We start from the raw sequence: 24,202 nt of genomic DNA, 5'->3' as shown, positions 1-24,202 counted from the left end.
GGCCAAAACAGAGGAAGTCGGCTCGTCCGACCGTTTGGAAAAATACATGAAAAAAATTTCGATGCTAATCAATGGCGAGCCTGTAGAGGCACGTTCGGGCGCAACCTTCACGCGCGCCAATCCGCTCGATGGGACTGCTGCGACTGTCGCGCCTGCCGCATCCGCGGAAGATGCGGTTGCCGCTGTCGATGCCGCTGCGGCAGCATTCCGAGAGTGGTCCCTCAAGGGGCCAGGCGAACGCCGCGCACTGCTGATGAAGGCGGCACGCGCATTGGAGGCGCGCGGTGCCGACATCGCTGCCGCGATGGCCGCCGAGACTGGCGCCTCAGGCATGTGGGCCGGCTTCAATGTACACCTGGCTTCTGAAATGCTGCTCGAGGCGGCGTCCCTGACGACGCAAATCAATGGGGAAATCATTCCCTCGGACGTCGCCGGAAACCTGGCGATGGCGGTTCGGCAGCCCGCTGGCGTGGTGCTCGGCATGGCGCCCTGGAACGCGCCGGTCATTCTCGGCGTACGCGCAATCGCGGTACCGCTCGCTTGCGGAAACACCGTGGTCCTTAAAGGTAGCGAGCTGTGCCCTGCGACTCACGGGCTCATCATTCAGGCACTTCAGGACGCGGGATTGCCCAAGGGGGTCGTCAATTTCGTGACCAACGCGCCGCAGGATGCCGCGGCGGTTGTCGAAGCGATGATTGCGCACCCCGCGGTCAAGCGTGTGAACTTCACGGGTTCCACGCACGTGGGTCGAATCATTGCGACGACCTGCGCCAAATATCTCAAGGCGTCGGTGCTTGAACTCGGCGGTAAGGCACCCCTGCTGGTACTCGACGATGCGGATCTCGATGCTGCCGTGAACGGCGCTGCATTCGGCGCATTCGCCAACTCAGGACAGATCTGTATGTCGACCGAGCGGATCATCGTTGATCGGCGTATTGCCGACGAGTTCGTCACAAGGCTCGCGGCCAAAGCGCAGGCCTTACCCATCGGTGATCCGCGAAATGGACCCACAGTGCTCGGCTCGGTGGTGGACATGTCGACGGTCCGGCGGTGTAACGAGCTGATCGACGACGCTCTTGCCAAAGGCGCACAGCTCGTCTGTGGCGGCAAGGCAGATAGCACGCTGATGCCCGCGACATTGATCGATCACGTGACGCCCGCGATGCGCATCTTTTCCGAGGAAACGTTCGGCCCGGTCAAGGCGATTGTCCGCGTCGAAGACGAGCAGGAGGCCGTTGCATGCGCGAATGACAACGCATACGGCCTTTCGGCCGCGGTCTTTACACGTGACACAGCAAGAGGATGGCGTGTGGCGAAGGGCATCGAATCCGGCATTTGCCATATCAATGGGCCGACGGTTCACGACGAAGCGCAAATGCCATTCGGCGGGGTGAAAGGAAGCGGCTGGGGACGTTTTGGCGGACGAGCGGGAATCGAGGCGTTTAGCGAATTGCGCTGGATCACGCTTCAAACGGTAGATCGGCACTATCCCTTTTAAGGTCAGCGGAACACGGATTTGATTGATTGACCAGGCGACTGTTTGCGATCCCTCGCATCGGTCGCCACGCGTCTGCGCTAGTGGACAAACCTAAAATATATATAGGAGACGAGCATGGCTGCTTCCAAAGACAACACACACTCCCCGCGCAGCGCGTCACGGCGGAGCGTACTCGGTGCTGCAGGCGCAACGGGCTTGGCACTGATGATGCCGAAGCTGGCAAAAGCCCAGGCAGCAGGAACCCTCAAGATCGGGTTCGTGAGTCCGCGTACCGGCCCCCTCGGGAGCTTCGGTGAAGGCGACGGCTACGTGCTTGATCTCGCAAGGAAGTCACTGGCGGGAGGCCTGGTTGTAGGCGGGAAAAAGTATGCCGTCGAAATTCTCGACCGCGACACGCAATCGGATCCGGCCCGCGCCACCCAGTTGGCCAAGGCGCTGATCAACACGGACAAGATCGATTTGATGCTCACGACCTCCACGCCGGAAGTCGTGAATCCCGTCTCGGACGCTTGCGAAGCAGCGGGCGTACCTTGCCTGGCCACCGTGATGCCCTGGGAGGCGTGGTACTTCGGGCGCGGCGCAAAGCCGGGTGAGCCGTCGCCGTTCAAGTGGACATACCTGTTCTCGTTCGGCGTATCGAACTTCGTGAAGTCCTACCTCTCGCAATGGGCGGCGGTCCCGAACAACAAGAAGCTGGCGACCCTGCTACCCAATGATGCGGACGGCAACGCAATCCGTGCAGCGATGCTGCATGAGTTGCGCAAGGCCGGCTACACGGTCATCGACGGTGGTCCGTACGAAACAGGGACAACGGATTTTTCGGCGCAGATCGCAAAATTCAAAGAGGCAAACTGCGAGATGCTGATGTCGTTCCCGATCCCCCCTGATTTCGCCACCTTCTGGCGTCAAGCTGCCCAACAGGGGCTGGCTCGCAAGATGAAGATCGTACAGGTCGCCAAGACGGGCTTGTTTGCGTCGACGATCGAGGTGCTGGGTCCACTGGGCTACAACATCTCGGTGGCGGCCTATTGGCACAAGAACTTCCCGTACAAGTCGACCCTGACCGGGGTGACGGGTGTGCAGCTCGCAGACGGTTATGAAAAGGGAACGGGAAAGCAGTGGAATCAGCAGTTGGGGGCGACGTTGTCATTGCTCGATGCCGGGTTTGCCGCACTGACAGCCAGCGCGGATCCGAGCAATAAGGCCGCTGTAGCGAAGGCGCTCGGATCGCTGCGGACATTGACGATGATGGGTCAGATCGACTTCACCAAAGGCCCGGTGCCCAATGTGTCGCCGACCGCGATGATCGGTGCGCAGTGGGTCAAGGCCCCTGCGGGTTCGAAGTTCAAGTACGAGTACATCATTACTGAAAACTCGAGCGATCCCTCGGTGCCTGTGTCGCACAAGCCCATTCCGTACGCGTAAGAACCGTGGAGTCTTCGAGTGCCATGTCAGAGCAAACACTTTTAGCGGCCCAGGGGGTCGTCAAACGGTTCGGTGCGAATACGGTGCTCGCCGGAGTGGACTTTACGGTCCGTTCTGGCGAGGCAGTTGGCATCGTGGGGCCCAATGGGGCGGGCAAGACGACTTTGCTTGCCGCGCTGTCGGGTTCAGTCAACGTGTCTGCCGGAACCATCAGTCTGCGCGGCCAGGATATTTCGATGCTTGATGCGGCGCGTCGCTGCCGCTTGGGCATTGCAAGAAGTCATCAGGTGCCGCGCCCCTTCGGTGGTTTGACAGTCTTCGAGAACGTGCTGACTGCCGCCCAGCAAGGCGGGGGTTTTCGCCGGGAAGAGGCCTACGACCGCAGTATCGACGCCATCGAGCTCTGCGGCATGATGTCCGTCGCCAACCGGCGGGCGGAAGCGTTGGGGCTGCTTGATCGCAAGCGTCTCGAGCTCACGCGCGCACTCGCGACAAATCCCGAGCTACTGCTGCTCGATGAGATCGGAGGCGGTTTGACCGATGGCGAAGCCATCGAGCTCGTTGGCACGATCCGTACCCTTAGACAACGCAATATCACGATTGTGTGGATCGAACACATCGTCCACCTTCTGGTTCAAGTGGTCGAGCGTTTGGTCTGCATGGACGCCGGACGCGTCATCGCGGACGGTCCCCCGAATGCGGTGTTATCCGACGCTGCTGTGGTGAGCGCGTATTTGGGAGGACATCCCGCATGAGCATATTGAAAGTCAGGGGGCTCGAAGCTCGCCATGGGCTTCTCCAAGCCGTCCGAGGTGTCGATCTGGACCTCCGGGAGGGAGAGCGCCTCGCGCTGGTGGGCGCGAACGGCGCGGGAAAGACAACGCTGTTGCGCACGCTGGCCGGGATTCATCCCGCCTCGGCAGGAATGATCGAGTTCGATGGCACCGACGTGACATCCGTGCCGGCCTATCGACGCGCAGCAATGGGGATTGCGCTGGTACCGGAAGGAAGGCGGCTATTTGCATCAATGACGGTGGCCGAAAACCTTCAGGTCGCGCTTTCAACCCGCCGGACGGGGCGTTGGAATCTCGATTCCGTCGTCGAGGCATTTCCGCAGATCAAACCGAAGCTCAAGGCGCTTGCAGGCTCCCTGTCGGGGGGGCAGCAACAGGCCGTTGCAATTGGTCGAGCGCTCATCACGAACCCGCGTGTCCTGCTGCTTGACGAGGTGTCGCTAGGCTTGTCGCCAGCCGCTGTGCAGGGCGTCTACGACTCGCTCGCAACGGTCGTTGCCGAGGGAACGACGTTGATCCTTGTCGAACAGGATCTTCAGCGCACCTTCGACGTCGCCGGGCGACTTCTGTGCATGCTGGAAGGCGTTGTCGTTGCCTCCGGACACACCGATGAAATGACCCGGGACGAAGTCATGGCCCACTACTTCGGGCATCACGTCACGGACGAAATCAAGGAGCGCGCATGAGCTGGGTCAATCAGATACTTCAGGGCGTGCTCCTTGGGGGCTTCTACGCGCTGCTTGCCTGTGGCGTGTCATTCATGTTTGGTGTGATGCGGATTATCAACCTGGCGCATGGGAGCCTGGCTGTGGTCGCGGCCTACGGCGTATTCTGGCTGGCGGAACGCTACGACATGAATCCCTTTGTCGGCCTCGCGATCGCGATCCCGGCGATGGCGGTTCTCGGATGGCTGCTGCACCGGTTGATACTCGAACGCAGTGCGCGCGCCGGCGAACTCGTACCCATTCTCGCAACCTTCGGGCTTGCTGTTGTTCTCGACAATAGCTTGTTCGTCACATTCGGGGCCGACACCCGGTCGCTTGCCCCCTACATTGACACCTTGGCCTATGACGGGATTGACATTGCGGGAATGAATTTCGGCCATCTCTCCCTTCTCACGTTTGGGGTGGCGGTCGTTCTGCTTGGCGGATTGCAACTGATGCTCAAACACACCTCCATGGGGCGCAAGATCCGAGCGGTCGCTGACGATGCGAGTACCGCGCAGCTCGTGGGTGTCAATGCTTTCGCAGTCAATGCTTTCGCCAGCGCCATCGCGATGGGAACTGTAGCGATTGCGGGTGCCTTTCTTGCGCTAAGAGCGACGGTCGATCCTTATGCCGGAGGCCCCCAACTCATCTTCGCTTTTGAGGCCGTGATGATCGGAGGCATCGGTTCACTCTGGGGCACCTTGGGCGGCGGCATTGCGCTGGGTGTCGCGCAAAGTCTAGGGGCAAAGGTCCACAGCCAGGGGTTCCTGATTGCGGGCCACGTCCTGTTTCTCCTCGTGCTGTTTGCCCGCCTTGTGCGGGACGGCCGCCCGCTTCGTTCCCTTTTTATTCGTTTTCGCTGAACCGATGAACGCTAAAACCACCGTGTCTCATGTTGGAACGATCAAGCCCGGGCAGCTCGACGAGGGCACTCGAAGTCATGCGCCCACGATCCAACGCTGGTCGCCCGTTTCAAGAGCCTCTGTAGCCGGGCTCATCCTTGGGCAGTGCGCGTTGGCATTGGCTCCTTTCTTTCTGGAGCCCGGGCTCGTCGACCGACTGACGACCTTGTACATTTACGGGATTCTGGCTTTGATGTGGAATGCCCTGGTCGGCTACGCGGGCCTCGTTTCGGTAGGTCATCAGGCCTTTTTTGGACTGGGCGCCTACGCCACGGTCCGATTGGCCAATGCAGGGGTGAACCCCTATCTCGCTCTGTTCGTGGCCGCGGTATTGATCGCCATGCTGTCGCTGCCAATCTCCGCTTTCATGTTACGTCTTCGAGGGGGGGAGTTCGCGATTGGCATGTGGGTCGTGGCTGCGCTGTCGCATTTGCTCGTCAACCTCGACACGCTTGTCCAGGGCGAGACGGGCACGTCGCTGATAGCGCTGCAGCAGTATGCTTCCCACGATCGCCGCCTGTATACGTACTGGCTCGCTCTTGGCGCAATGGCAGGCCTCGGTTGGTGCGTCTTTGGACTGCTGCGCAGCAGGACCGGAAACGCACTGCGGGCGATCCGGGACAGCGAAGAGGCGGCAGCATCCATCGGTGTGCGGGTCCTTCCCACGAAGCGTCTGATCTTCGTGCTCTCGGCGTTTGGCTGCGCGATGGCGGGCGCTTTGTGGCTTGCCACGTCGATCACATTCCAACCGAAAACGTATTTCAGCGTGCAGTGGACCGCATACATGCTGTTCATGGTTTTGGTCGGTGGCATTGGCACGTACGAAGGACCGATCATCGGTGCCCTGGTCTTTTTCACAGTCGAGACATTGTTCGGTGCTGCGGGTGTCGCCTACCTCATTGGGCTCGGCGTGATCGCGGTGACCTTTGCGCTTGTCCTTCCGAAAGGGATATGGGGTGCTGTCGAAGCAAAATTCGGGCTCCAGCTGCTTCCGGTGGGCTACAGGGTCCGTCGCGGCGAGACCCGCCAAGAATGATTCATCACCTTCGCGATTGCCCAAGGGCGACGGGCTGAAAGAAAAGCAGTCACAACGGGAGCAAAGAGGACACCGGGGTCCAGTGAAATGACTCAATTCGAATGTGCGTCGAATTCGCCGGTAGGCGGGGTGTCTGTCCATGCAGTAGACGATGGATGAGCGAAATCAGTTCGGGGGCGGAAGCGGGCTTTCGTGTGAATTCATCCCAGAGCGGCGGGTGAAGCCCAGGTCGATTCGCTGAGGAGGTGAGAACAACCTTGATCTGCCCTAGGGCGAAGTATTTTCTCAACTGCCGACATAGTTCGATGCCGTCCATGTGCGGCATCATCCAGTCTGTCAAGATCAAATGCGGGAATCGCGCCGACGCGATCCGGAAAGCTTCGGTACCGTCGCGCGCGACGAGAACGCGAAATCCCGACAGCGTCAGCATCACCCGAGTCGCCGTTAGGATGTCGGGTTCGTCGTCAACCACGAGAATTGTCAGCACGTGCACTCCTTCGATCCCCCATGTCGAGCATTCGCCATGCCTAAGGAGGCTCGGCTTTGCCAGCGATGGCGTGCCTATCGTCGAATGAAACTCCGCCCCGGCAATACGCAGCAGGATCGCGTCGCGGTGGCTGGCTGAAGAGGCGGGAAAATGGAGAGAGAATCGGTGGAGAGAGAATCGGCGCTTACGTGTGGCTTTCCACGCCAACACCAAACGGAGGGCGAAATGGACGATCCCTATCACCTTCAGCGCTTTGTCGACGCACAGGACCCTGTGTATGCACAGGTATGTGATGAATTGCGTGATGGTCGTAAGCGAAGCCACTGGATGTGGTTCGTGTTTCCGCAGATCCAGGGCCTCGGGGAAAGCGCAATGGCGCAGCGGTTCGCGATCTCGTCGTTGGCCGAGGCCGAGGCCTATCTGCTTCATCCCTTGCTCGGCCAACGGCTGCGGGAATCAACGCGACTGGTAAGTCTTGTCAAGGGCCGTTCGATCGAGGAAATTTTCGGCTACCCGGACTACCTGAAGTTTCGGTCGTCAATGAGCCTGTTCGCACGGGCCACGAGCGACAACGAGGTATTCACGGAAGCTCTGCGCAAATACTTCGCCGGTGAACCCGATCCGCGAACGCTGCAACAGCTTTAGACAGTCTTCGCGCTGCACTTGCGCATCGTTGCGCGCGATGCTATCGCTTTGGCCCCTTCATGCCTTCCGACTCCATTGCGGCATGCCATTCCTCGCTCGCCTCGATGGGTTCCATCGCTTCGTCGACTGACGACATTGCACGCTCGGAGGCCGCTTTCGTTTCGTCTGCCGACGCGTCGAATTCATCATTGCCGTCCGTGGGCGGTTGCAGCATGTCCTTGAGCATCGCGCTCAGTTCGGACGTGTCCCACGGCAAGCCACGCTGCTTTCTCACCTTTATGTAGTGTCTTACTTCGGAGTCCTGCTCCGGGGTAAGCGGCAGCCCTCGGAAGGTGCTTTTAGGGTCGGTGTTCCTCATGGCTCTCTCCTGTTCCCAGGCTCTCAGTGTAGTCCCATTGCAGCCACCCGAGCCGTGATCGCGGTGCGAAGTCGCTGGTGGACGGTGAGCTGGAAGCGTCGTGGGTCAAGTGAAACAACGCTCACGGGAAAGGGTTTTGATCGGGCGTATATTGACCACGAGGTGACCCATCTTCTACTTGTGCAACTTCCACCCCACGAGGAGCCGCGATGAACGAAGCGCCTGCGTACTGGCGGGGTCGGTATGCGTGGACGATCCTGAGCTTGATCGTTCTAGCAGCAAGCTCATACGCGCAAGCGCGGGCGATCAGGATCGTATCGGGCACTTACGGCCAGAACTGCGGAGCACCCATTGGCAACGCCACCCATGACCTCGCCCGTCAGTGCAATGGCCGGGAGACCTGTCGGTACATCGTGGGCAAGTCGCTCGCAGGTGATCCGGTGGTGGCTTGCCGCAAGGACCTTCTCGCCGAGTGGCTGTGCAGCGACACTGAATTCCATACCGCCGCGCTCAGCCCTGAAGCGTGGGGCAGCACACTCGTGCTGAGCTGCATCAGACAGACCGGTGCGGGCAGATAAGCACTGCTGTGCAAATGGCCACGTTTGAGACAGGAATCACTCGTGGACAACCCTTCGTTGATGAATGGTTCAAGCCCACGTCACTGTGATCGCGGTAGTCGCCTCGATGCAGGCCTATTGAATCGTTGTTCGATGCCGTCTTGAGGGAGGCGCTTGTCATCAACGCGACGTCGCAGATCTCGAGCTCAGGTAGACAGGGGCGTGAACCCATGCGGGTACGCGACGTTTACAACTGTCCGGCGGCGTACTAACATCAACTTACTATTTGCTTTCTTCCGGGCCGCTAGCCTTTGATCAAGGACCGTCGCGTTCCATCGAACTCCAGGACACCTTTCTGTCAGTCCATCTCTCGGTGCCAGCTTTTGCGAGGAAGCCGCCCATGAGTATCGTGATGCCAGTCGTTGTCGTTCTGGAAACGGCAATTATCTTGTGGTTACTGATGACGCCAACGCGTCAGCAGCGGGCTGAAGCATCCATCGCCAGTCTTGGTCCGTCAGGAGTCGTTGCGCCGTATACGTGGCGTGCATTCATATCAGGGATAGTGACGGGCGCCAGTGCTTCTGCCAGGACGTTTCGACGATGGTTCGATGGCATTGACAAACGGCTGACGGGCATCGAGGGGAATGATACCGGCGCTGCTGAACGGGCAAGCGGCGCGCGTTGTATTCGCGAGGTCATGGCACGACTGCCATTTGCGATCGTGATGATTGGCGAGCGTGGCCTGATGGTGACGGCCAATCAGCAAACCGCGAAGCTGTTCGGGTATGAGTGCGACGAACTGATCGGGAAGCCAGTCGATCTGCTGGTGCCTGATCTGCGGTTCAACAGCAATGCCCCCCTTGGGTCAGCCCCACATACTTTGCCGGAGTCCAGCGATGCCATGCCCTTGCACGAGCTGTCTGCACGGCACAAGGACGGCACGGAGATTCGTGTCGCGATCGGGCTCAATGCGTTTCGCTTCGGCGACGGCGAGAGAGACGACCTCACGCTCGCGTCCATCATTGACAGAACCGATCGATATGAACTACGTCGTAACCGACAGGACCTGGCGCATCTGACACGTGTGTCGACCATGGGTCAACTGGCCTCATCGTTGGCTCATGAACTCAACCAGCCGCTGACTGCAATTCTGAGCAACGTGCAGGCCGCGCAGCGCTTCATGGCGGCTGACCCCATCGATCTTCCCGAGGTGCGCGAAATCTTGAATGACATCGTGCAGGATGACTACCGCGCAAGCGAAGTGATACGACGCATTCGCGCGGTCGTCAAGAAGGGGGATCTGGAGGTTGCACCACTTCATCTTGCGGAAGTCATTCGCGACGTTATCTTTCTCGTGCATAGCGACGCGATTTTGCGCGAAACACGTGTGACACTCCATGTCGTTGGTGATCTGCCACCGGTGCGCGGTGATAAGGTGCAACTCCAGCAGGTCGTGCTCAATCTGTTGCTCAACGCGTTCGATGCGATGAGCGATGTGTCGCCGAGCGATCGAACCGTCTGCGTCACGCTCAAATCCGAGGACGATGACATGGTGAGCATCGCCGTTCGCGATTGCGGCCACGGACTGACCGCCGACAGGCTCGACAAGATCTTCAAGCCGTTCTTTACGTCAAAGCCCCAAGGCCTCGGTCTCGGATTGTCGATCAGCCGATCCATTGTCGACATGCACCGCGGGCGGCTCTGGGCCGAAAACAACGTTGATCGAGGCGCGACGTTCCATGTCACCTTGCCCGCCGGACATTCGACGGACCGGGACGAGTCGCGATAGGGCCATGACAGATTCCCGACTGCAAGTGTTTGTCGTCGATGATGACGAGTCTGTGTGCCGAGCGCTGGGTCGTCTGATCAAGTCCGCCGGCTACTGCGTGGAAACGTTCGGTTCCGCATCGGCTTTTCTCGACAGGGTGCAGGCCTATACCTGTCCTGCGTGCGTCGTACTCGACATTCAACTTCCGGATCTGAATGGTCTGGAACTCCAGCGTGAACTGGACGCGACGCTGCCGATTGTTTTCATCACAGGGCACGGCGACATTTCCATGACCGTGGACGCGATGAAGGCAGGAGCGACCGATTTCCTGCCCAAGCCGGTGCGCGATACCGATCTGCTTCGTGCGGTTGAACAGGCGCTCGAGCGTGCGGTCCAGGCCTACACCATCCAGTGTGAACTGGACGCGATCCATTGCCGCCTCGGGCGGCTGACGCCTCGCGAACGCGAAGTGATGGCGCTTGTCGTGACCGGGCGTCTGAACAAGCAGGTGGCGGGCGACCTGGGTACGGTCGAAAAGACAATCAAGGCCCATCGCGCGCGCGTGATGGCGAAGATGGAGGTCACGTCACTGGCTCAGCTCGTCCGCGTCGCGGACAGAATCGGTCTCGGCGCTCCTGCCGATATGCACAGTTAAGCTGAGCCTGGGCCATCCAGCGCCGGTCCGGTCCGGCGCTCCGCGTACCGGCCTTCGCACAGGACCAAGGTCCAATAGCCGTATCGTGCCACGGCTCGTAGTCTATGAATCTTGGGGGTGCTTTACCTCTGCATTCCCGGCACCGGACTACCTGCAATGGGAAAACCCAAACGATTCGTTGTCGTCGTCGATGACGATGAATCGGTGAGTCGAGCGATCAAGAGACTCCTGCGCTCCATCGGCATCGCGGCCGAAACGTTCGCAAGCGGCGACGTGTTTCTCGACGTCCTGTCGTCCATGCCGTCCTATCGCCCCGACTTCATCATTCTCGATGTGCAAATGCCCGGGCTTAATGGACTGGAGGTTCAGCGGCGTCTGTCCGGTAGCGGCACGCCGGTCATTTTTATCACGGCTCATGATGACATTGGGGTGCGCGAGCAGGCACTCGCAGGCGGGGCTGTGGCCTTTTTGCAAAAGCCATTCGACGACGAGCTGTTCATCAAGACCATACGCACGGCGCTCGAGGAGGGAGGGCGGTCATAGCCGGTGCATGTGGCGTCGATCCCGTATTGGACCAAAGGCCAATTGTTATCGAGTGGCGCGCCATCCAATAATGCCATGGTCACCCGCTGGCTGGCGAAGACGCGCGAGAAGGGGCTGTCACGCGACACATCACGCCGGCTCTCGAGCCGAGACGCAGAATGTCGGAGCAAACGTCATGACCGCTGGACGTCTTAATGCCTGCCAGTTCAATGTACTCGCAGCCGGCTCGGTCGCTGTTGCGTTCGGCGTGGTGGTGGTGCTGACGAGGTTCGCGACCCTGTCGCTCGACCAGCGCCTGATCCAGGACGCGACGGAGGACGATCGTGTCCAGACCTCCTGGTGAGTCGGAGCGGTCCGATATCCCCGAGGCCACCGCCGCGCCGCGCTCGCGCGGGCGCATGCAGATCGTGTGGCTGGTGCCGCTCATTGCCGTGCTGATTGGCGGCTGGCTCGCCGTCAAGGCCATCCTGGAGCAGGGGCCGACGATTACGATCAGCTTCGAGACAGGCGAGGGGATCGAGGCGGGCAAAACGAAGATCAAGTTCAAGAATGTCGACATCGGTATGGTCAAAAGCGTCACGCTCTCTGGCGACCACCGCGGCGTGGTCGCCACCGCCGAGCTTTCCAAGGATGCGACGTCGCTGCTGGTGGACGACACGCGTTTCTGGGTGGTGCGCCCGCGCATCTCCGGGGGCACCGTGTCGGGCATCGGCACCTTGCTCTCCGGATCCTTCATTGGCATGGATGTGGGAGCCGCGACGAAGGCGCGCCAACATTACAAGGGCCTGGAGACACCGCCTGTTATCGCGACCGGTGTGCCGGGCCGGGAGTTCGTGTTGAAGGGTGAGGATATCGGCTCGCTCGATGTTGGCTCCCCCATTTACTACCGACGGTTGCAGGTCGGCCAGATTACGTCGTACGAGCTCGACCCGAACGGAAAGGGTGTAACGATGCATGTCTTCGTGAACGCACCTTATGACCGCTACGTGAAGCCGGACACGCGTTTCTGGCAGGCCAGCGGTATCAACGTGTCGCTCGACACGAGCGGCGTGAAGGTCGACACGGAATCGCTGGTGGCTATCCTGATCGGTGGACTTGCGTTCCGGACGCCGGACGATACGGCCGATCAACCGCAGGCAGACATGCACACGGTATTCACGCTGTTTCATGACCGCGCAGAGGCGATGAGGCGCCACGAACGCATTGTCGATACGTATGTGCTCAATTTCAAGGAGTCGGTGCGGGGATTGACCGTGGGTGCACCGCTCGATTTCCTCGGCATCGAGGTGGGCGAGGTCGCAGCGATCCATACACGGTTTGACCGGGTCACCCGGCAATTCAGCATTCCCGTCGAGGTGCGTTTCTATCCGGAACGCTTCACGTCGCGCTATACAGCGGGCGAACCCGGAGGCAGGGTCGCAGGGGATCGTCGACAACTTGCTCAATGGTTGGTCGAGCATGGTCTGCGTGCACAGTTGCGCACCGCAAACCTTCTCACTGGCCAGCGCTATATTGCACTTGACCTGTTCCCGAACGCGCCCAAAGCAACGATGAACTGGAACACGAGTCCCCCCGAGATGCCCACCGTGCCTGGCGGACTGCAGTCATTGCAGGACTCGGTGACTACGCTCGTCGCCAAGCTGAACAAGATCCCGTTCGAGGGAATCGGCAACGATGCCCGTCAGACGCTGCGCGATGCGGACATGCTGGTCAAGCGGCTCGACAAGGAAGTCGCGCCACAGGCCCTGCAGACGCTGGCTGCGGCGCAGACCGCGCTCAACTCGGCAAACAACGCATTGCAGCCTGACACCGCGGTGCAGGCCAGCACCGCCGATGCGATGCAGGAGCTCGCGCGTACCGCAGCCGCTTTCCGCACCTTGGCGGACTACCTTGAACGTCATCCCGAAGCGCTGATTCGCGGCAAACCGGGGGACAGCAAGTGATGCGCCGCCAATACTTACCCCTGGTCGTCACGCTTGCTGCCGCCACCCTGGTTGGCTGCACCACGCAAAACGCAAGCTTTTACACATTGAGCCAGGAGGCGCCAGGCGAGAATGCGCGTCCCGTTACGCAGCTCACCGTCGTGGTCGGATCGGTTACGGTGCCTGAACTCGTCGACCGGCCTCAGATCGTGGTGAGCACCGGTGCCAATCAGGTCCATATCGATGAATTCGCGCGTTGGGCAGAACCGCTGAAGAGACAGATCCCCCGCGTGGTCGCCGGCGATCTTGCACAGATACTGAACAGCGCACGCGTCTCCGCATCTCCGATGGCGGGTGATGCCACGGTCTGGCGCGTGCGGCTGGACGTGCAGCGTTTCGATGCGGCTCCCGGCGATGCGGTCACGGTCGATGTGGTGTGGTCGGTGTCGGTCACCGGGAAAGGATCGCCGCTATCTGGACGAACCACGGTACGCGAGCCTTGTGCCAGCGCCGATTACGATGCCCTGGTGGCGGCGTGGAGCAAGGCCCTCGCCATCGTCAGCGGCGAAATCGGCGCCGCAATCAGCACGGCATCCGCGTCCTGAGTGCGTGCGGGCAAGCTTGGTGACCGGGTTTGGCCGGCAGCAGAAGCGCGTCGCGGAGGACGCGGCAGGAAGAGTCTCTGGTCGATGTTTTATTTTTCGGAGTAGTACGTGGCCTGACGTTGGCACCAGTCGTCGCATTCGTAGTCGACGTCGGTATGCAAGTCCATCTCGCTGAGGAGCACCATCATGGAACGCCGTAGCTTTACATCGCTGTCCGCCGTTGCGCTAGTGCTGGCGATCTCCGGCTGCACTACGACCACCGGTTCGAAAACCGATCCCGCGAGCAAGCGCCGGGAGATCGATGCGGGGGTCGACAGTTCGCTGAACAAGCTCTATGCATCGGCAAGGGGTTCGAACGAGCTTGCCGCAAAGGCGCAGGGGATTCTCGTATTCCCCAATGTGATCGCCGCGGGCCTGGTCGTCGGAGCGGAATATGGCGAGGGTGCCCTGCGCGTCGCGGGTCAAACGGTCGGGTACTACAGCACCACGACTGGATCATTCGGATTGCAGATCGGGGCGCAATCCAAGGCAGTGATCGTCATGTTCATGACAAAGACGTCGCTCGATAAATTTCGCAATAGCAAAGGCTGGACTGCTGGCGTCGATGGATCGGTGGCCTTGGTCAAAGTCGGCACGAATGGCAACGTTGATACGAGTACTGCCACTGGCGAGATCATCGGATTCGTGGTCACCAATGCCGGATTGATGGCCAATGCCACGCTGGAGGGTACGAAGGTCAGCAAGCTCGATCTCTAAGGGTTCAGACAGGCGGGTGCCGTTCCGGATACTGCTGGCCCGGGGAGCGAACGATCCATAAACGTTCTTTGGTGGTGAGTTAGGCGGAGTAAAATGATTACTCTGCTCACACAGCGCGGACATTTCGTCGTCAACTGTTAGAAAAACTCACCTATGCGGCACAAGCTTCCGCCTCTCAATGCATTGCGTGTTTTCGAAGTGGCTGCGCGAGCCGGCAGCTACTCGGCTGCTGCGCGCGAACTGAATCTCACGCATGGCGCCGTCAGTCGTCATATGGCCATTCTTGAAGACTGGTTGGGGCAACCGCTTTTTGTGCGCGAAGGGCAGAGCATGACCGCCTCTGCGCATGCCCGGGCGCTGGCCCGCGAGGTCAGCGCGGCATTCGATCACATCGCGGACGCGGCAGAGCGCTATGGAAAGAGCCGGCACTTGAAGGTCATCCGGGTGAGCGTGTCGGCGACGTTCGCGATGCGCTGGCTGATTCCCCGGCTGACCCTGTTCGCTGCCACGCATCCGAATATAGACGTTCGCATCTCCACCGTTTTGTCGACGGAGCCTGCGCTTTTAGGTAGCTTCGACTTGGCGATCCGTCGATATGTACCCGCCGATGGACAGTTTCAGGCATGGGCGCTATTTGAAGAACGCAATACCGTCATAGCAAGTCCGGCGCTTATTGCCCGATCCGGTATCACGGCCGTTGAGCAATTGGCCTCCGAAAACTGGCTGACTACCGAGACACGGCCCGGAGATTGGGAGGCCTGGCTCGAAGCCGCTCATCGACCCGCGCTCCGAGCGGGCCGAACCTTGCGGTTCGATCATTACTTCGTGACCTTGCAGGCCGCGATCGACGGTCTTGGCTTTGGCATCGGACCGTTTCCCACCCTCCAGGCCGATTGCGCCGCCGGGCGGCTGGACAGGCCGTTTCCCGCCTTGTCATCGCGGGGCTCGACTTACTACGCCCTCTTGCCACTGGATGCAGACAAGCCGGCGCATATGAGAGATTTTGTGGATTGGCTGCGCACGAGCGGCACGCAAGCGGGTGACTCGCCTGGCCTATAACGCTGGCCTGTTCTAGGCTACAGGGGAGAGGGAGCAAATGATGTTGATTTTTCGGCAGCTATTCGACCAGCAATCATCGACCTACACGTATCTCCTTGCCGATGGCGCCACAGGAGAGGCTGTGCTGGTCGATCCGGTATTTGAACAAGTACGCCGGGATACCGCGCTGATTGAAGAACTTCGATTGAAGCTGCGCTACACGATCGACACCCACGTCCACGCCGATCATGTGACCGGCGCATGGTTGCTCAAGCGCAGCACGGGTAGCCGGATTGCGATATCGGCTGCGAGCGGCGCCGAAGGTGCGGACCGCTATTTGAACCATGGCGACCGGTGTGAGTTCGGCTCACGGCATCTGGTCGTGCGCGCAACACCGGGTCATACGAGTGGATGCATCAGCCTCGTGCTCGATGACGAAACCATGGCATTGACGGGCGATTGTCTGTTGATCAGGGGAACGGGCAGGACAGACTTCCAGCATGGCGACCCGCATGCGATGTTCCGTGCGATCCACGAGCAGATCTTCACGCTACCCGAGACATGCTTGCTCTACCCGGCCCACGATTACCGCGGTTTGACGGTCACGAGCGTGGGTGAGGAGCGGCGTTTCAATCCGCGCTTGGGCGGTGATCTGTGCGAAGACGATTTCATCGGATACGTGACGAACCTGGGCCTGCCGCATCCAAAGCAGATCGACATAGCGGTGCCGGCAAACCTGAAATGCGGCGTCGCCTCGAACGATCTCTCGCAGATGGCCCAGCCCGAATGGGCGCCGCTGACGTATACCTTCGCGGGTATCTGGGAAATCAATTCCCAATGGCTTGAGGAAAACCTCCGTTCAGTTCAGGTCATCGACGTGCGCGAGTCGGACGAGTTCTACGGACCGCTGGGGCGCATTCCCGAGGCCAGGCTCATTTCACTTGGCGATTTGGCCAGGCGCGCCGCTGAACTGACCCATGCACGTCCTATCGTGACGGTCTGCCGGGCCGGCGGTCGTTCCGCGCAGGCCACGGTCATACTTCGGAAATCAGGATTCGAGGACGTTGCCAACCTCGCCGGCGGCATGCTCCGCTGGCGTGCGGAAGGCCGTCTCGTCGAAAACGGTGGCGTGTAGCCCGTCGCGCACATCAGCTCGAGATTTTCAGGACCACGTCAATAATCTGGAAACACCCAAGCAATGACATTTGTGATATTCGCGAATGGAAATAATGCGGTCGAAATGCACAGATCCGGTCTCCTTTCTCAGGTACAAACTACCGGAGCACCCAGGACAAACGTCGCTGATTAAAGGGGTTCTCGCGCATATCCGGTGGAGAATCGGCGTTCGGGAAAACCTCTAAAGAAATCGATTGATTGGTCTGGGTTACGAACTATATTTAGAGGACCAAAAAAGCTTGCACGTGTCGTGCGGCGCTCCTCAGAGCCGCTCAAACACGCGCTTGAAAGAAAGGCGAATAAGCAGATCGTAGCGAGTTTCGCCGATCACCCACAATATTCCTGCGCGCAAGGCAACGCCTGTCACGGTCGGCACAGGTGCAGTGCGCATTGCTATTCCTTGGGGGCTTCAGACATTCGCCTGCAGGCGAGGAGGTTCCACCATGGATCCGGCAAGCGCCATACCCTACGGCCGCAAGACCCAGCGCGCCCCAGCCCTCCAGGAAGTGCACATTCTGTGGATCACCGCGGGCCTCGGTTGCGACGGCGATTCCGTGTCGATCACGGCCGCGACGCAGCCCAGCATCGAAGACGTGCTGCTTGGGGCGATTCCCGGATTGCCGAAGGTCCATCTGCACAACCCTGTGCTGGCCTATGAAAACGGTGACGAATTTCTCGCTCCTTTCCACGCGGCCGCGCGGGGAGAGCTGGACAACTTCGTGCTGGTCGTCGAAGGCTCCATCCCGAATGAAAAAATCAATCGGGAGGGATACTGGGCCGCGATGGGAACCGATCCCAAGACTCAGGAGCCCATCACGATTCCCCAATGGCTCGATCGCCTGACGCCCAGGGCTCTGGCCGTCGTTGGCGCCGGCACGTGCGCGACTTATGGCGGGATTCACGCGATGCAAGGGAACCCCACCGGTTGCATGGGCCTGGCCGACTATCTCGGCTGGAACTGGAAATCGGTAGCGGGTTTGCCCATCGTCAACGTCCCGGGATGTCCGGTCCAGCCAGACAATTTCATGGAGACGCTGCTGTACTTGCTCTATCAACTGGCCGGCCTTGCACCGATGATCCCCCTCGATGGCGCGTTGCGACCCAAGTGGCTGTTCCAGCGCACCGTGCATGACGGCTGCGATCGGGCCGGTTCATATGAGCAGGGATTGTTCGCAAAGGAATATGGAACGCCGAACTGCATCGTCAAGCTCGGATGCTGGGGGCCGGTGGTCAACTGCAACGTACCGAAGCGCGGCTGGATCAATGGCGTCGGCGGCTGTCCGAACGTGGGCGGAATCTGCATCGGCTGCACGATGCCAGGCTTTCCGGACAAGTTCATGCCCTTCATGGAGCAGCCGCCCGGTGCCGTTCTATCGTCGAATCTCATCAGGTCTTACGGTGGCCTCATTCGCAGCCTTCGCAAGCTCACCAACTCGACCCTCAATGAAGAGCCGAAATGGCGGCATAACCGTTCCCGACTGACGACCGGCTACAGTCGCTGAAGCGTGGCGCGAAACAGGCGAATGCCCTTCATGGTGGGGCGGCATTGCGCGGAGACAGACGTATCAGGAGGCGGTGATGGCGGATATTGCGGCACCCGATTTGAAATCGGACACGACGGCGCAGCCGGGCAAGCTCGTCGAGATGAACTGGGATCCGATTACGCGGATCGTCGGCAGTCTCGGTATCTATACGAAGATCGACTTCGAGCAACGCAAAGTCGTGGAGTGCTACAGCACTTCGTCGATTTTCCGCGGCTACAGCATCTTCATGAAAGGCAAGGATCCGCGCGACGCGCACTTCATCACGAGCCGCATCTGCGGGATTTGCGGCGACAACCATGCGACCTGCTCGGTGTATGCGCAGAACATGGCCTATGGCGTGAAACCGCCGAACATCGCGGAGTGGATCGTCAATCTCGGCGAAGCGGCCGAGTACATGTTCGACCACAACATCTTCCAGGACAACCTGGTCGGGGTCGACTTCTGCGAGCAGATGGTGAAGGAAACGAATCCGGGCGTCTGGGCGAAAGCGCAGCAGAGCGCCGCGCCACACGCGGAGATTCACGGCTATCGGACCATTGCGGACATCATGACCGCGCTGAATCCGTTCACCGGCGAGTTCTATCGCGAGACCTTGCATGTGAGCCGCTATACGCGGGAGATGTTCTGCCTGATGGAAGGGCGTCACGTGCATCCGTCGACCCTGTATCCCGGTGGTGTCGGCACCGTGCCGACCGTGCAGCTCTTCACCGACTACATCACGCGGCTGATGAAGTACGTCGAGTTCATGAAAAAGGTCGTGCCGCTTCATGACGACCTGTTCGACTTCTTCTACGAGGCGCTGCCCGGCTACGAGGAAGTCGGCCGCAGACGGATCCTGCTCGGGTGCTGGGGTTCGTTCCAGGACCCGGATGTGTGCGACTACCGCTACCAGTCGATGACCGACTGGGGCCGCAGCATGTTCGTCACGCCGGGCGTGGTCGTCGACGGTGAGCTGGTGACCACGGATCTGGTCGAGATCAATCTGAACATCCGCATCCTGCTGGGCAGTTCGTTTTACGAAGACTGGGATCATGAAGAGACCTTTGTTCGTCAGGATCCCCTCGGCAATCCGATCGATCGCAAGCATCCGTGGAACCAGACTACGTTGCCGCGGCCGCAGAAACGCAAGTTCGACGGCAACTATACGTGGGTGATGTCGCCGCGCTGGTTCGACAAGCGCACAGGCGATTACCTTGCGCTCGATACCGGCGGCGGTCCGATCGCCCGGCTGTGGACGACCGCGCTTGCGGGGCTGGTGGATATCGGCTACGTGAAGGCGACTGGTCACAGCGTGAAGATCTATTTGCCGAAGACAGCGCTGAAGCCGGAAGTCGAGTTCGAGTGGAAGATTCCGAAGTGGAGCAACGCGATCGAGCGCGATCGCGCGCGGACCTACTTCCAGGCCTACTCGGCTGCCTGTGCATTGCATTTCGCCGAGAAGGCGCTGGCCGAACTGCATGCGGGGCACACACGCACCTTCACGCCGTTCGAGGTGCCCGACGAAGCGATCGGCTGCGGCTTTCACGAGGCCGTGCGCGGCGTGCTGTCGCATCATCTTGTCATTCGGGACGGCAAGATTGCGAACTATCATCCGTATCCGCCGACCCCGTGGAATGCGAATCCGCGCGATATCTACGGCACGCCCGGGCCTTACGAGGACGCGGTGCAGAACACACCGATCTTCGAGGAGAATGGCCCTGACAAGTTCAAGGGCATCGACATCATGCGCGCCGTGCGCAGCTTCGATCCCTGCCTGCCATGCGGCGTCCATATGTACGTCGGGGATGGCAAGACGGTCGATGTCGCGCATTCGCCGACCTTCGGCATCCCGCAGGGCATGAAGCCGGGAGGGCACTCATGAGCGACGCGCGCGTGCTCGAGGAGCAACAACGGCGCATCGACGAACTCATTGCAGCACTGACGGCACTCGAGGACACGCGTGGGCGCGATATCGCGCAGGCGCTGCTCCAGGTAGTGCTCGAACTGCATGCGGGCGGGCTTGCCCGGCTCGCCGAGATCGTGACGGAGGTGGACGGCGCGGACGGACCGATCGTCCAAAGGCTGATGCAGGATAAACAGGTCACCGCGTTGTTGCTGCTGCACGGCCTGCACCCGCAGGATCTGGCTGATCGCGTGCGCCATGCGGTCGAGGGTCTCCATGCGTCGCTCGGCGCGTACGGCCTCAGGATCGAACTGATCAATGCGCGCGAGGATGCCGTGCGCGTTCGCTTGTCTGGCGTGCTGACCGGCAAGCACGCCACGCCTGCGCAGGTGCAAGGCGATATCGAGCGAACGATTTTCGAGCACGCGCCGGATGTCGCGCGTGTCGAGATCGACGGGATGCCGGATGTCAACGTTCACGAGCTGCGGTTTGTCGCAACACCACTACCATGAATACGCGCGACGTGAACGCGCACGCGACGGCGCAACGCGGCTGGGTTGCCGCAATCCGCACATTGACCCGCCAAGCGGCCACGACGCCATGCGAGCTGTGCGGCGAACCGCTCGACGCAGTTCATCCGCATCTGGTCGAACTGGAACCGCACGCGCTGCGTTGCTGCTGCCGCGCGTGTGCATTGCTGTTCGGCAACCAGCAGAACGCCCGGTATCGGCGCGTGCCGGAACACGGTAGCCGGCTCGATGGATTTCGTCTCAGCGACGAACTATGGGACGCCCTGGCTATTCCGATCGGTATTGCATTCTTCTATCGGGATTCGGCGGCACAACGCCTGATCGCCATGTACCCGGGCGCGGCCGGCGCGATGCAGTCCTCGCTCGATCTGGGCGCCTGGGATTGTCTCGTCGCCGATAACCCCGTCCTGGAGACCCTCGAGCCCGACGTCGAAGCTCTGCTGGTCAACCGCGTGGAAGGCGCGCGCGAGCATTTCCGAGTGCCGATCGACCAGTGCTACGCCCTCACGGGCGTGATCCGCGCGCGCTGGCGCGGATTGTCCGGAGGCGTGGATGCGTGGCGTGCGATTCACGCGTGTTTCGCGGCGTTGAACGCGGGCGAGCGCTTGTCGGAAGGGGGGGCGAATGCCTGAACTTGACTTTGTCGTCGAAGGTGCGGAGGTTGCCTTGCATTCGGTGTCGCCGTTGCTGTTGTTCAAGCTGCGCCTGACGAATACGCAAGCCGCGGCACGTGCACCCGAAGAGATCGCGAGTCTCGCGCTGCAGTGCCAGATCCAGATAGAAGCGACGCGGCGCAGCTATCAACCGGCCGATCAGGCTCGGCTCGCCGAACTTTTTGGCGTACCGTCGCGCTGGGGGCAGACGGTGCGGACCTTGTTGTGGACGCACGCGAATGCGGCGGTGCCTCCGTTTTCCGACACCTGTTCGATCGATTTGCCGGTGCCATGCACATTCGACTTCAATGTCGCGGCGGCCAAGTATTTCGATGCGCTCGAAGACGGTGAGATTCCGTTGATGCTGCAGTTCAGCGGCACGATTTTTTATCGTGAGAGCGACGGCAGGCTCCAGGTCGCACGCGTGCCCTGGCACAAGGAAGCGGCGTTTCGTCTGCCGGTGGCGACGTGGCGCGCGATGCGCGACTACTACTACCCGAACGGCGCCTGGCTTTGTGTGCAGCGCGACGTATTCGAGCGCATGGAGCGTTACAGGATCGAACATGGGCTGACCGGCTGGGACGATTCGCTCATGGCATTGCTGGACCGTGCCGGCACCGCACACGCAATACCCGTATCGAGGGAGGCCTCATGAATGCCATCGACGGCGTCGTCCAGGCCGTGCTGTACGAGGGCTACATGCTTTATCCCTACCGGGCATCGTCGGTCAAGAACCGGCAGCGCTGGACATTCGGCAGCGTCTATCCACGTGAATGGGCAGACTGGTCCGGCAGCGACCCGTCAATGGTGCAAACAGAATGCGTGATCGAAGGCGCTGACGAGGCCCGCGTCACAGTGCAGCCTTGCTTCCTGCATCTGATCGAGCGCGACGTGCGCAGACTCGATGACCCCGTGTCGTCGTGGCCGGGTGGCAGCGAACCTCCGTCGCGGCCGATTGCATCGCTGGAAGTTGATGGCCGGCGTTTCGATGCCTGGCAGGAAGCCGGTGAACACCATGTCGAGGTTCCAGGGCTGACCCTCGGCGAACTGTGCGTCGCGGGGCTGCGTTTGCCGTTCTCACTGCCGGCAAGCCGCGCCGTCGAACCGCTGAGGGAAGCCGAGGGGCCCGTGAAAGGCGTACTGGTGCGCACGCGGGAGGCGATTGACGGCCGTATCGAGTGTTGCGCAACGCGTCTCGCTGCCCGCACGTTCCGGCTCACGGTACGGGTGGTCAACGTGACACCGGTTGAGGATCCGCAGCGCTTGAACCGCGATGCGGCCTCTGCGTTCGCGCTGCTGTCGTGCCATGCCGTACTGGCCGTGGAGGGCGCCGTATTCATATCGTCGATCGATCCACCGGACGAACAGGCCGGAGCGGTCGCGGCTTGCCGTAGCATCGGTTTGTGGCCCGTACTGGTCGGCTCCGCGGAGCAGCGCGACACGATGCTGGCGGCGCCGATCATTCTCTACGACTACCCGCAGATTGCGCCGGAAAGCGCCGGCGATCTGTTCGACTCCACCGAGATCGACGAGATCCTGACGCTGCGTATCCTCGCCATGACCGATGCTGAGAAGCGGGAGATGGCCGCCGGCGACGAACGTTCACGGGCACTGCTCGAGCGGACGGAAAAGCTGTCGGCCGGTGAGTTGCAGCGACTGCACGGAACCCTGCGCGAAGTGCGCGCGCAGACCGCTTGGACAAACCCTTCATATGACACGGCACACGACGCCGGCTCGCTACCGGGTGAGGCGGCACCTTGGGCCGAGCTCGACGCCAAACCGCGGCTCGCGCGTCTCGATGTCGACGGCGTGGCCTTGCAGGTCGGTTCGCGGGTTGTGCTGCATCCGCGCTCGCGCGCCGACATCTTCGATCTCGCCTTGCGCGATCAGATCGCAACGATTGAGTCGATCGAACGCGATTTCGAGGATCACGTTCACGTCGCCGTGACGATCGACTGCGATCCCGGTCGTGACTTCGGGCTCGAGCGAATGCCCGGACATCGCTTCTTCTTTGCGCCGGATGAGATCGAGCCGTTGCGCGAGGGGAGGCGGTCATGACGTCGATCCTGGTAGCGGGAGTCGGCAATGTTTTTCTCGGCGACGACGGTTTCGGCGTCGAGGTCGTGCGGTGCCTGCACGCCAGGCAGACAGGCAAGTGGCCGCCGGACGTGCGCGCAATCGACTTTGGAATCTGTGGGATCGATCTGTATTACGCCTTGCTCGATGGAGTGGACCTTGCCATCCTCGTCGACGCGACTCATCGCGATGGGCCGCCAGGCACCGTGTATGTCATCGACCCTTCCGTAATGCACGCTGAGGCCGATTGCGCAAACGATGTTCCGCCCGTCCTGCTTTCACCCCACGATCTCGATCCGGCGCAGGTGCTGCAGGCGGTGCAAACCATGGGCGGCAAGGTCGGACGCATCGTGCTGATTGGCTGCGAACCCGGCACCTTTGGTACGGAAGAAGGGCGGGAGGGCCGCATGGGACTCAGCGAGCCTGTCGCGGCGGCTGTCGGCGAGGCGGTCGATATGATCGAGGCGATGATCGGGAACATGCAGGCTCATGCCACGGAAGTCGATGGGGGTCCTGTCTCGCAAAACCACTGGAGAGGATGATGAAGTACGCAATGAAGTACCTGTTTCTGTCGGCGCTGATCATCGGTGTGGCGGCGAACCTGAAGGATCTTCGCCGCTATATCCGTATCCGCAATATGTGAGG

At 60.8% G+C, this 24,202-nt stretch carries 28 protein-coding genes; 25 read left to right on the top strand and 3 right to left on the bottom strand.

The features are described from left to right. Positions 1–46 precede the first annotated feature (46 nt). The 6 genes from HV670_RS22720 (at position 47) to HV670_RS22695 (ending at position 6,362) form a co-directional block, all read left to right on the top strand. Positions 47–1,498 (top strand): aldehyde dehydrogenase, encoded by a 1,452-nt coding sequence (locus HV670_RS22720; protein WP_175107263.1) that lies wholly within the window; start codon positions 47–49, stop codon positions 1,496–1,498. 114 nt (positions 1,499–1,612) lie between these two features. Then, entirely contained in the window at positions 1,613–2,923 is a 1,311-nt protein-coding gene (locus HV670_RS22715; protein WP_175107262.1) for an ABC transporter substrate-binding protein, read from the top strand. A 23-nt stretch (positions 2,924–2,946) separates the two neighbouring features. Beyond that, entirely contained in the window at positions 2,947–3,678 is a 732-nt protein-coding gene (locus HV670_RS22710; RefSeq protein ID WP_175107261.1) for an ABC transporter ATP-binding protein, read from the top strand. Then, on the top strand, positions 3,675–4,403 hold the full coding sequence (locus tag HV670_RS22705) for an ABC transporter ATP-binding protein (protein WP_175107260.1): 729 nt from the start codon (positions 3,675–3,677) through the stop codon (positions 4,401–4,403). The genes HV670_RS22710 and HV670_RS22705 overlap by 4 nt, the downstream gene beginning before the upstream one ends. Further along, the gene (locus HV670_RS22700; RefSeq protein WP_175107259.1) at positions 4,400–5,287 is read left to right on the top strand and encodes a branched-chain amino acid ABC transporter permease; all 888 of its coding nucleotides are present in this window, start codon (positions 4,400–4,402) and stop codon (positions 5,285–5,287) included. The genes HV670_RS22705 and HV670_RS22700 overlap by 4 nt, the downstream gene beginning before the upstream one ends. Continuing rightward, on the top strand, positions 5,229–6,362 hold the full coding sequence (locus tag HV670_RS22695) for a branched-chain amino acid ABC transporter permease (protein ID WP_246257837.1): 1,134 nt from the start codon (positions 5,229–5,231) through the stop codon (positions 6,360–6,362). The genes HV670_RS22700 and HV670_RS22695 overlap by 59 nt, the downstream gene beginning before the upstream one ends. Positions 6,363–6,411: 49 nt before the next feature. Here the strand turns inward: HV670_RS22695 and HV670_RS22690 are convergent, their stop codons facing one another. Continuing rightward, positions 6,412–6,849: a response regulator gene (locus HV670_RS22690; RefSeq protein WP_175107258.1), complete on the bottom strand. Its 438-nt coding sequence runs from the start codon at positions 6,847–6,849 to the stop codon at positions 6,412–6,414. A 225-nt stretch (positions 6,850–7,074) separates the two neighbouring features. On the opposite strand from HV670_RS22690, the gene HV670_RS22685 reads away from it, so the two are divergent. Then, positions 7,075–7,494 carry a DUF1810 domain-containing protein gene (locus HV670_RS22685; RefSeq protein ID WP_175107257.1) on the top strand — a complete coding sequence of 140 codons (420 nt, stop codon included), beginning with the start codon at positions 7,075–7,077 and terminating at the stop codon, positions 7,492–7,494. 40 nt (positions 7,495–7,534) lie between these two features. Here HV670_RS22685 and HV670_RS22680 read toward each other — a convergent pair whose 3' ends face one another. Continuing rightward, positions 7,535–7,852 carry a hypothetical protein gene (locus HV670_RS22680; protein WP_175107256.1) on the bottom strand — a complete coding sequence of 106 codons (318 nt, stop codon included), beginning with the start codon at positions 7,850–7,852 and terminating at the stop codon, positions 7,535–7,537. A 209-nt stretch (positions 7,853–8,061) separates the two neighbouring features. Here HV670_RS22680 and HV670_RS22675 point away from each other — a divergent pair, with 209 nt between their 5' ends. From HV670_RS22675 to HV670_RS22630, 10 genes are all read left to right on the top strand, one after another. Then, complete coding sequence (locus HV670_RS22675) at positions 8,062–8,430, top strand: hypothetical protein (RefSeq protein WP_175107255.1); 369 nt, start codon at positions 8,062–8,064, stop codon at positions 8,428–8,430. A 676-nt stretch (positions 8,431–9,106) separates the two neighbouring features. After that, a complete protein-coding gene (locus tag HV670_RS22670) occupies positions 9,107–10,198 on the top strand; it encodes a PAS domain-containing sensor histidine kinase (protein ID WP_175107254.1) in 1,092 nt (363 codons plus the stop codon). 4 nt (positions 10,199–10,202) lie between these two features. Next, positions 10,203–10,832 (top strand): response regulator transcription factor, encoded by a 630-nt coding sequence (locus tag HV670_RS22665; protein ID WP_175107253.1) that lies wholly within the window; start codon positions 10,203–10,205, stop codon positions 10,830–10,832. 156 nt (positions 10,833–10,988) lie between these two features. Beyond that, positions 10,989–11,375 carry a response regulator transcription factor gene (locus HV670_RS22660; RefSeq protein WP_175107252.1) on the top strand — a complete coding sequence of 129 codons (387 nt, stop codon included), beginning with the start codon at positions 10,989–10,991 and terminating at the stop codon, positions 11,373–11,375. A 175-nt stretch (positions 11,376–11,550) separates the two neighbouring features. Further along, on the top strand, positions 11,551–11,718 hold the full coding sequence (locus HV670_RS22655; RefSeq protein WP_175107251.1) for a hypothetical protein: 168 nt from the start codon (positions 11,551–11,553) through the stop codon (positions 11,716–11,718). Then, the gene (locus HV670_RS22650; protein WP_425511456.1) at positions 11,699–13,318 is read left to right on the top strand and encodes a PqiB family protein; all 1,620 of its coding nucleotides are present in this window, start codon (positions 11,699–11,701) and stop codon (positions 13,316–13,318) included. Before HV670_RS22655 ends, HV670_RS22650 begins: the two co-directional genes overlap by 20 nt. Beyond that, positions 13,318–13,902 (top strand): PqiC family protein, encoded by a 585-nt coding sequence (locus tag HV670_RS22645; protein ID WP_175107250.1) that lies wholly within the window; start codon positions 13,318–13,320, stop codon positions 13,900–13,902. Before HV670_RS22650 ends, HV670_RS22645 begins: the two co-directional genes overlap by 1 nt. A 186-nt stretch (positions 13,903–14,088) precedes the next feature. Further along, positions 14,089–14,658, top strand: a complete 570-nt coding sequence (locus HV670_RS22640) for a BPSL1445 family SYLF domain-containing lipoprotein (protein ID WP_175107249.1) — start codon at positions 14,089–14,091, stop codon at positions 14,656–14,658. 153 nt (positions 14,659–14,811) lie between these two features. Then, on the top strand, positions 14,812–15,717 hold the full coding sequence (locus tag HV670_RS22635) for a LysR substrate-binding domain-containing protein (RefSeq protein WP_175107248.1): 906 nt from the start codon (positions 14,812–14,814) through the stop codon (positions 15,715–15,717). A gap of 43 nt (positions 15,718–15,760) precedes the next feature. Beyond that, entirely contained in the window at positions 15,761–16,831 is a 1,071-nt protein-coding gene (locus HV670_RS22630) for an MBL fold metallo-hydrolase (protein ID WP_175107274.1), read from the top strand. 303 nt (positions 16,832–17,134) lie between these two features. On the opposite strand, the gene HV670_RS31905 is transcribed toward HV670_RS22630, so the two are convergent. Further along, the gene (locus tag HV670_RS31905; protein WP_281362443.1) at positions 17,135–17,263 is read right to left on the bottom strand and encodes a hypothetical protein; all 129 of its coding nucleotides are present in this window, start codon (positions 17,261–17,263) and stop codon (positions 17,135–17,137) included. Between the two features lie 52 nt (positions 17,264–17,315). Between HV670_RS31905 and HV670_RS22625 the strand changes: the two genes are divergently transcribed. The 8 genes from HV670_RS22625 to HV670_RS32300 all read left to right on the top strand — a co-directional run bounded on the left by HV670_RS22625 (position 17,316) and on the right by HV670_RS32300 (position 24,200). Further along, the gene (locus HV670_RS22625; RefSeq protein ID WP_175107247.1) at positions 17,316–18,374 is read left to right on the top strand and encodes an NADH-quinone oxidoreductase subunit B family protein; all 1,059 of its coding nucleotides are present in this window, start codon (positions 17,316–17,318) and stop codon (positions 18,372–18,374) included. A gap of 76 nt (positions 18,375–18,450) precedes the next feature. Continuing rightward, positions 18,451–20,277: a nickel-dependent hydrogenase large subunit gene (locus tag HV670_RS22620; protein WP_175107246.1), complete on the top strand. Its 1,827-nt coding sequence runs from the start codon at positions 18,451–18,453 to the stop codon at positions 20,275–20,277. After that, on the top strand, positions 20,274–20,810 hold the full coding sequence (locus HV670_RS22615; RefSeq protein ID WP_175107245.1) for a NifU family protein: 537 nt from the start codon (positions 20,274–20,276) through the stop codon (positions 20,808–20,810). Before HV670_RS22620 ends, HV670_RS22615 begins: the two co-directional genes overlap by 4 nt. Next, positions 20,807–21,460 carry a DUF5947 family protein gene (locus HV670_RS22610; protein WP_175107244.1) on the top strand — a complete coding sequence of 218 codons (654 nt, stop codon included), beginning with the start codon at positions 20,807–20,809 and terminating at the stop codon, positions 21,458–21,460. The genes HV670_RS22615 and HV670_RS22610 overlap by 4 nt, the downstream gene beginning before the upstream one ends. Beyond that, on the top strand, positions 21,453–22,136 hold the full coding sequence (locus HV670_RS22605; protein ID WP_175107243.1) for a DUF6084 family protein: 684 nt from the start codon (positions 21,453–21,455) through the stop codon (positions 22,134–22,136). Before HV670_RS22610 ends, HV670_RS22605 begins: the two co-directional genes overlap by 8 nt. After that, on the top strand, positions 22,133–23,539 hold the full coding sequence (locus HV670_RS22600) for a hypothetical protein (RefSeq protein WP_175107242.1): 1,407 nt from the start codon (positions 22,133–22,135) through the stop codon (positions 23,537–23,539). The genes HV670_RS22605 and HV670_RS22600 overlap by 4 nt, the downstream gene beginning before the upstream one ends. Then, positions 23,536–24,099 (top strand): hydrogenase maturation protease, encoded by a 564-nt coding sequence (locus HV670_RS22595; protein ID WP_175107241.1) that lies wholly within the window; start codon positions 23,536–23,538, stop codon positions 24,097–24,099. Before HV670_RS22600 ends, HV670_RS22595 begins: the two co-directional genes overlap by 4 nt. Beyond that, positions 24,096–24,200 carry a DUF6893 family small protein gene (locus tag HV670_RS32300; RefSeq protein ID WP_425511455.1) on the top strand — a complete coding sequence of 35 codons (105 nt, stop codon included), beginning with the start codon at positions 24,096–24,098 and terminating at the stop codon, positions 24,198–24,200. The genes HV670_RS22595 and HV670_RS32300 overlap by 4 nt, the downstream gene beginning before the upstream one ends. Positions 24,201–24,202: the final 2 nt, after the last annotated feature.

Origin of the sequence: Pararobbsia alpina (genome assembly GCF_902859895.1) — a bacterium.
In the GTDB taxonomy this organism is placed as follows: domain Bacteria; phylum Pseudomonadota; class Gammaproteobacteria; order Burkholderiales; family Burkholderiaceae; genus Pararobbsia; species Pararobbsia alpina.
The sequence above is the reverse complement of the archived record's forward strand: the minus strand, read 5'-3'. Positions and strand labels throughout refer to the sequence as shown.

Excerpts from the sequence above, each read along its gene's own strand:
- HV670_RS22720 (WP_175107263.1), top strand. The coding sequence starts at position 47 with ATGAAAAAAATTTCGATGCTAATCAATGGCGAGCCTGTAGAGGCACGT.
- HV670_RS22715 (WP_175107262.1), top strand. The coding sequence starts at position 1,613 with ATGGCTGCTTCCAAAGACAACACACACTCCCCGCGCAGCGCGTCACGG.
- HV670_RS22710 (WP_175107261.1), top strand. The coding sequence starts at position 2,947 with ATGTCAGAGCAAACACTTTTAGCGGCCCAGGGGGTCGTCAAACGGTTC.
- HV670_RS22705 (WP_175107260.1), top strand. The coding sequence starts at position 3,675 with ATGAGCATATTGAAAGTCAGGGGGCTCGAAGCTCGCCATGGGCTTCTC.
- HV670_RS22700 (WP_175107259.1), top strand. The coding sequence starts at position 4,400 with ATGAGCTGGGTCAATCAGATACTTCAGGGCGTGCTCCTTGGGGGCTTC.
- HV670_RS22685 (WP_175107257.1), top strand. The coding sequence starts at position 7,075 with ATGGACGATCCCTATCACCTTCAGCGCTTTGTCGACGCACAGGACCCT.
- HV670_RS22680 (WP_175107256.1), bottom strand. The coding sequence starts at position 7,852 with ATGAGGAACACCGACCCTAAAAGCACCTTCCGAGGGCTGCCGCTTACC.
- HV670_RS22675 (WP_175107255.1), top strand. The coding sequence starts at position 8,062 with ATGAACGAAGCGCCTGCGTACTGGCGGGGTCGGTATGCGTGGACGATC.
- HV670_RS22670 (WP_175107254.1), top strand. The coding sequence starts at position 9,107 with ATGGCACGACTGCCATTTGCGATCGTGATGATTGGCGAGCGTGGCCTG.
- HV670_RS22665 (WP_175107253.1), top strand. The coding sequence starts at position 10,203 with ATGACAGATTCCCGACTGCAAGTGTTTGTCGTCGATGATGACGAGTCT.
- HV670_RS22660 (WP_175107252.1), top strand. The coding sequence starts at position 10,989 with ATGGGAAAACCCAAACGATTCGTTGTCGTCGTCGATGACGATGAATCG.
- HV670_RS22655 (WP_175107251.1), top strand. The coding sequence starts at position 11,551 with ATGACCGCTGGACGTCTTAATGCCTGCCAGTTCAATGTACTCGCAGCC.
- HV670_RS22645 (WP_175107250.1), top strand. The coding sequence starts at position 13,318 with ATGCGCCGCCAATACTTACCCCTGGTCGTCACGCTTGCTGCCGCCACC.
- HV670_RS22640 (WP_175107249.1), top strand. The coding sequence starts at position 14,089 with ATGGAACGCCGTAGCTTTACATCGCTGTCCGCCGTTGCGCTAGTGCTG.
- HV670_RS22635 (WP_175107248.1), top strand. The coding sequence starts at position 14,812 with ATGCGGCACAAGCTTCCGCCTCTCAATGCATTGCGTGTTTTCGAAGTG.
- HV670_RS31905 (WP_281362443.1), bottom strand. The coding sequence starts at position 17,263 with ATGCGCACTGCACCTGTGCCGACCGTGACAGGCGTTGCCTTGCGCGCA.
- HV670_RS22625 (WP_175107247.1), top strand. The coding sequence starts at position 17,316 with ATGGATCCGGCAAGCGCCATACCCTACGGCCGCAAGACCCAGCGCGCC.
- HV670_RS22620 (WP_175107246.1), top strand. The coding sequence starts at position 18,451 with ATGGCGGATATTGCGGCACCCGATTTGAAATCGGACACGACGGCGCAG.
- HV670_RS22615 (WP_175107245.1), top strand. The coding sequence starts at position 20,274 with ATGAGCGACGCGCGCGTGCTCGAGGAGCAACAACGGCGCATCGACGAA.
- HV670_RS22610 (WP_175107244.1), top strand. The coding sequence starts at position 20,807 with ATGAATACGCGCGACGTGAACGCGCACGCGACGGCGCAACGCGGCTGG.
- HV670_RS22605 (WP_175107243.1), top strand. The coding sequence starts at position 21,453 with ATGCCTGAACTTGACTTTGTCGTCGAAGGTGCGGAGGTTGCCTTGCAT.
- HV670_RS22600 (WP_175107242.1), top strand. The coding sequence starts at position 22,133 with ATGAATGCCATCGACGGCGTCGTCCAGGCCGTGCTGTACGAGGGCTAC.
- HV670_RS22595 (WP_175107241.1), top strand. The coding sequence starts at position 23,536 with ATGACGTCGATCCTGGTAGCGGGAGTCGGCAATGTTTTTCTCGGCGAC.
- HV670_RS32300 (WP_425511455.1), top strand. The coding sequence starts at position 24,096 with ATGATGAAGTACGCAATGAAGTACCTGTTTCTGTCGGCGCTGATCATC.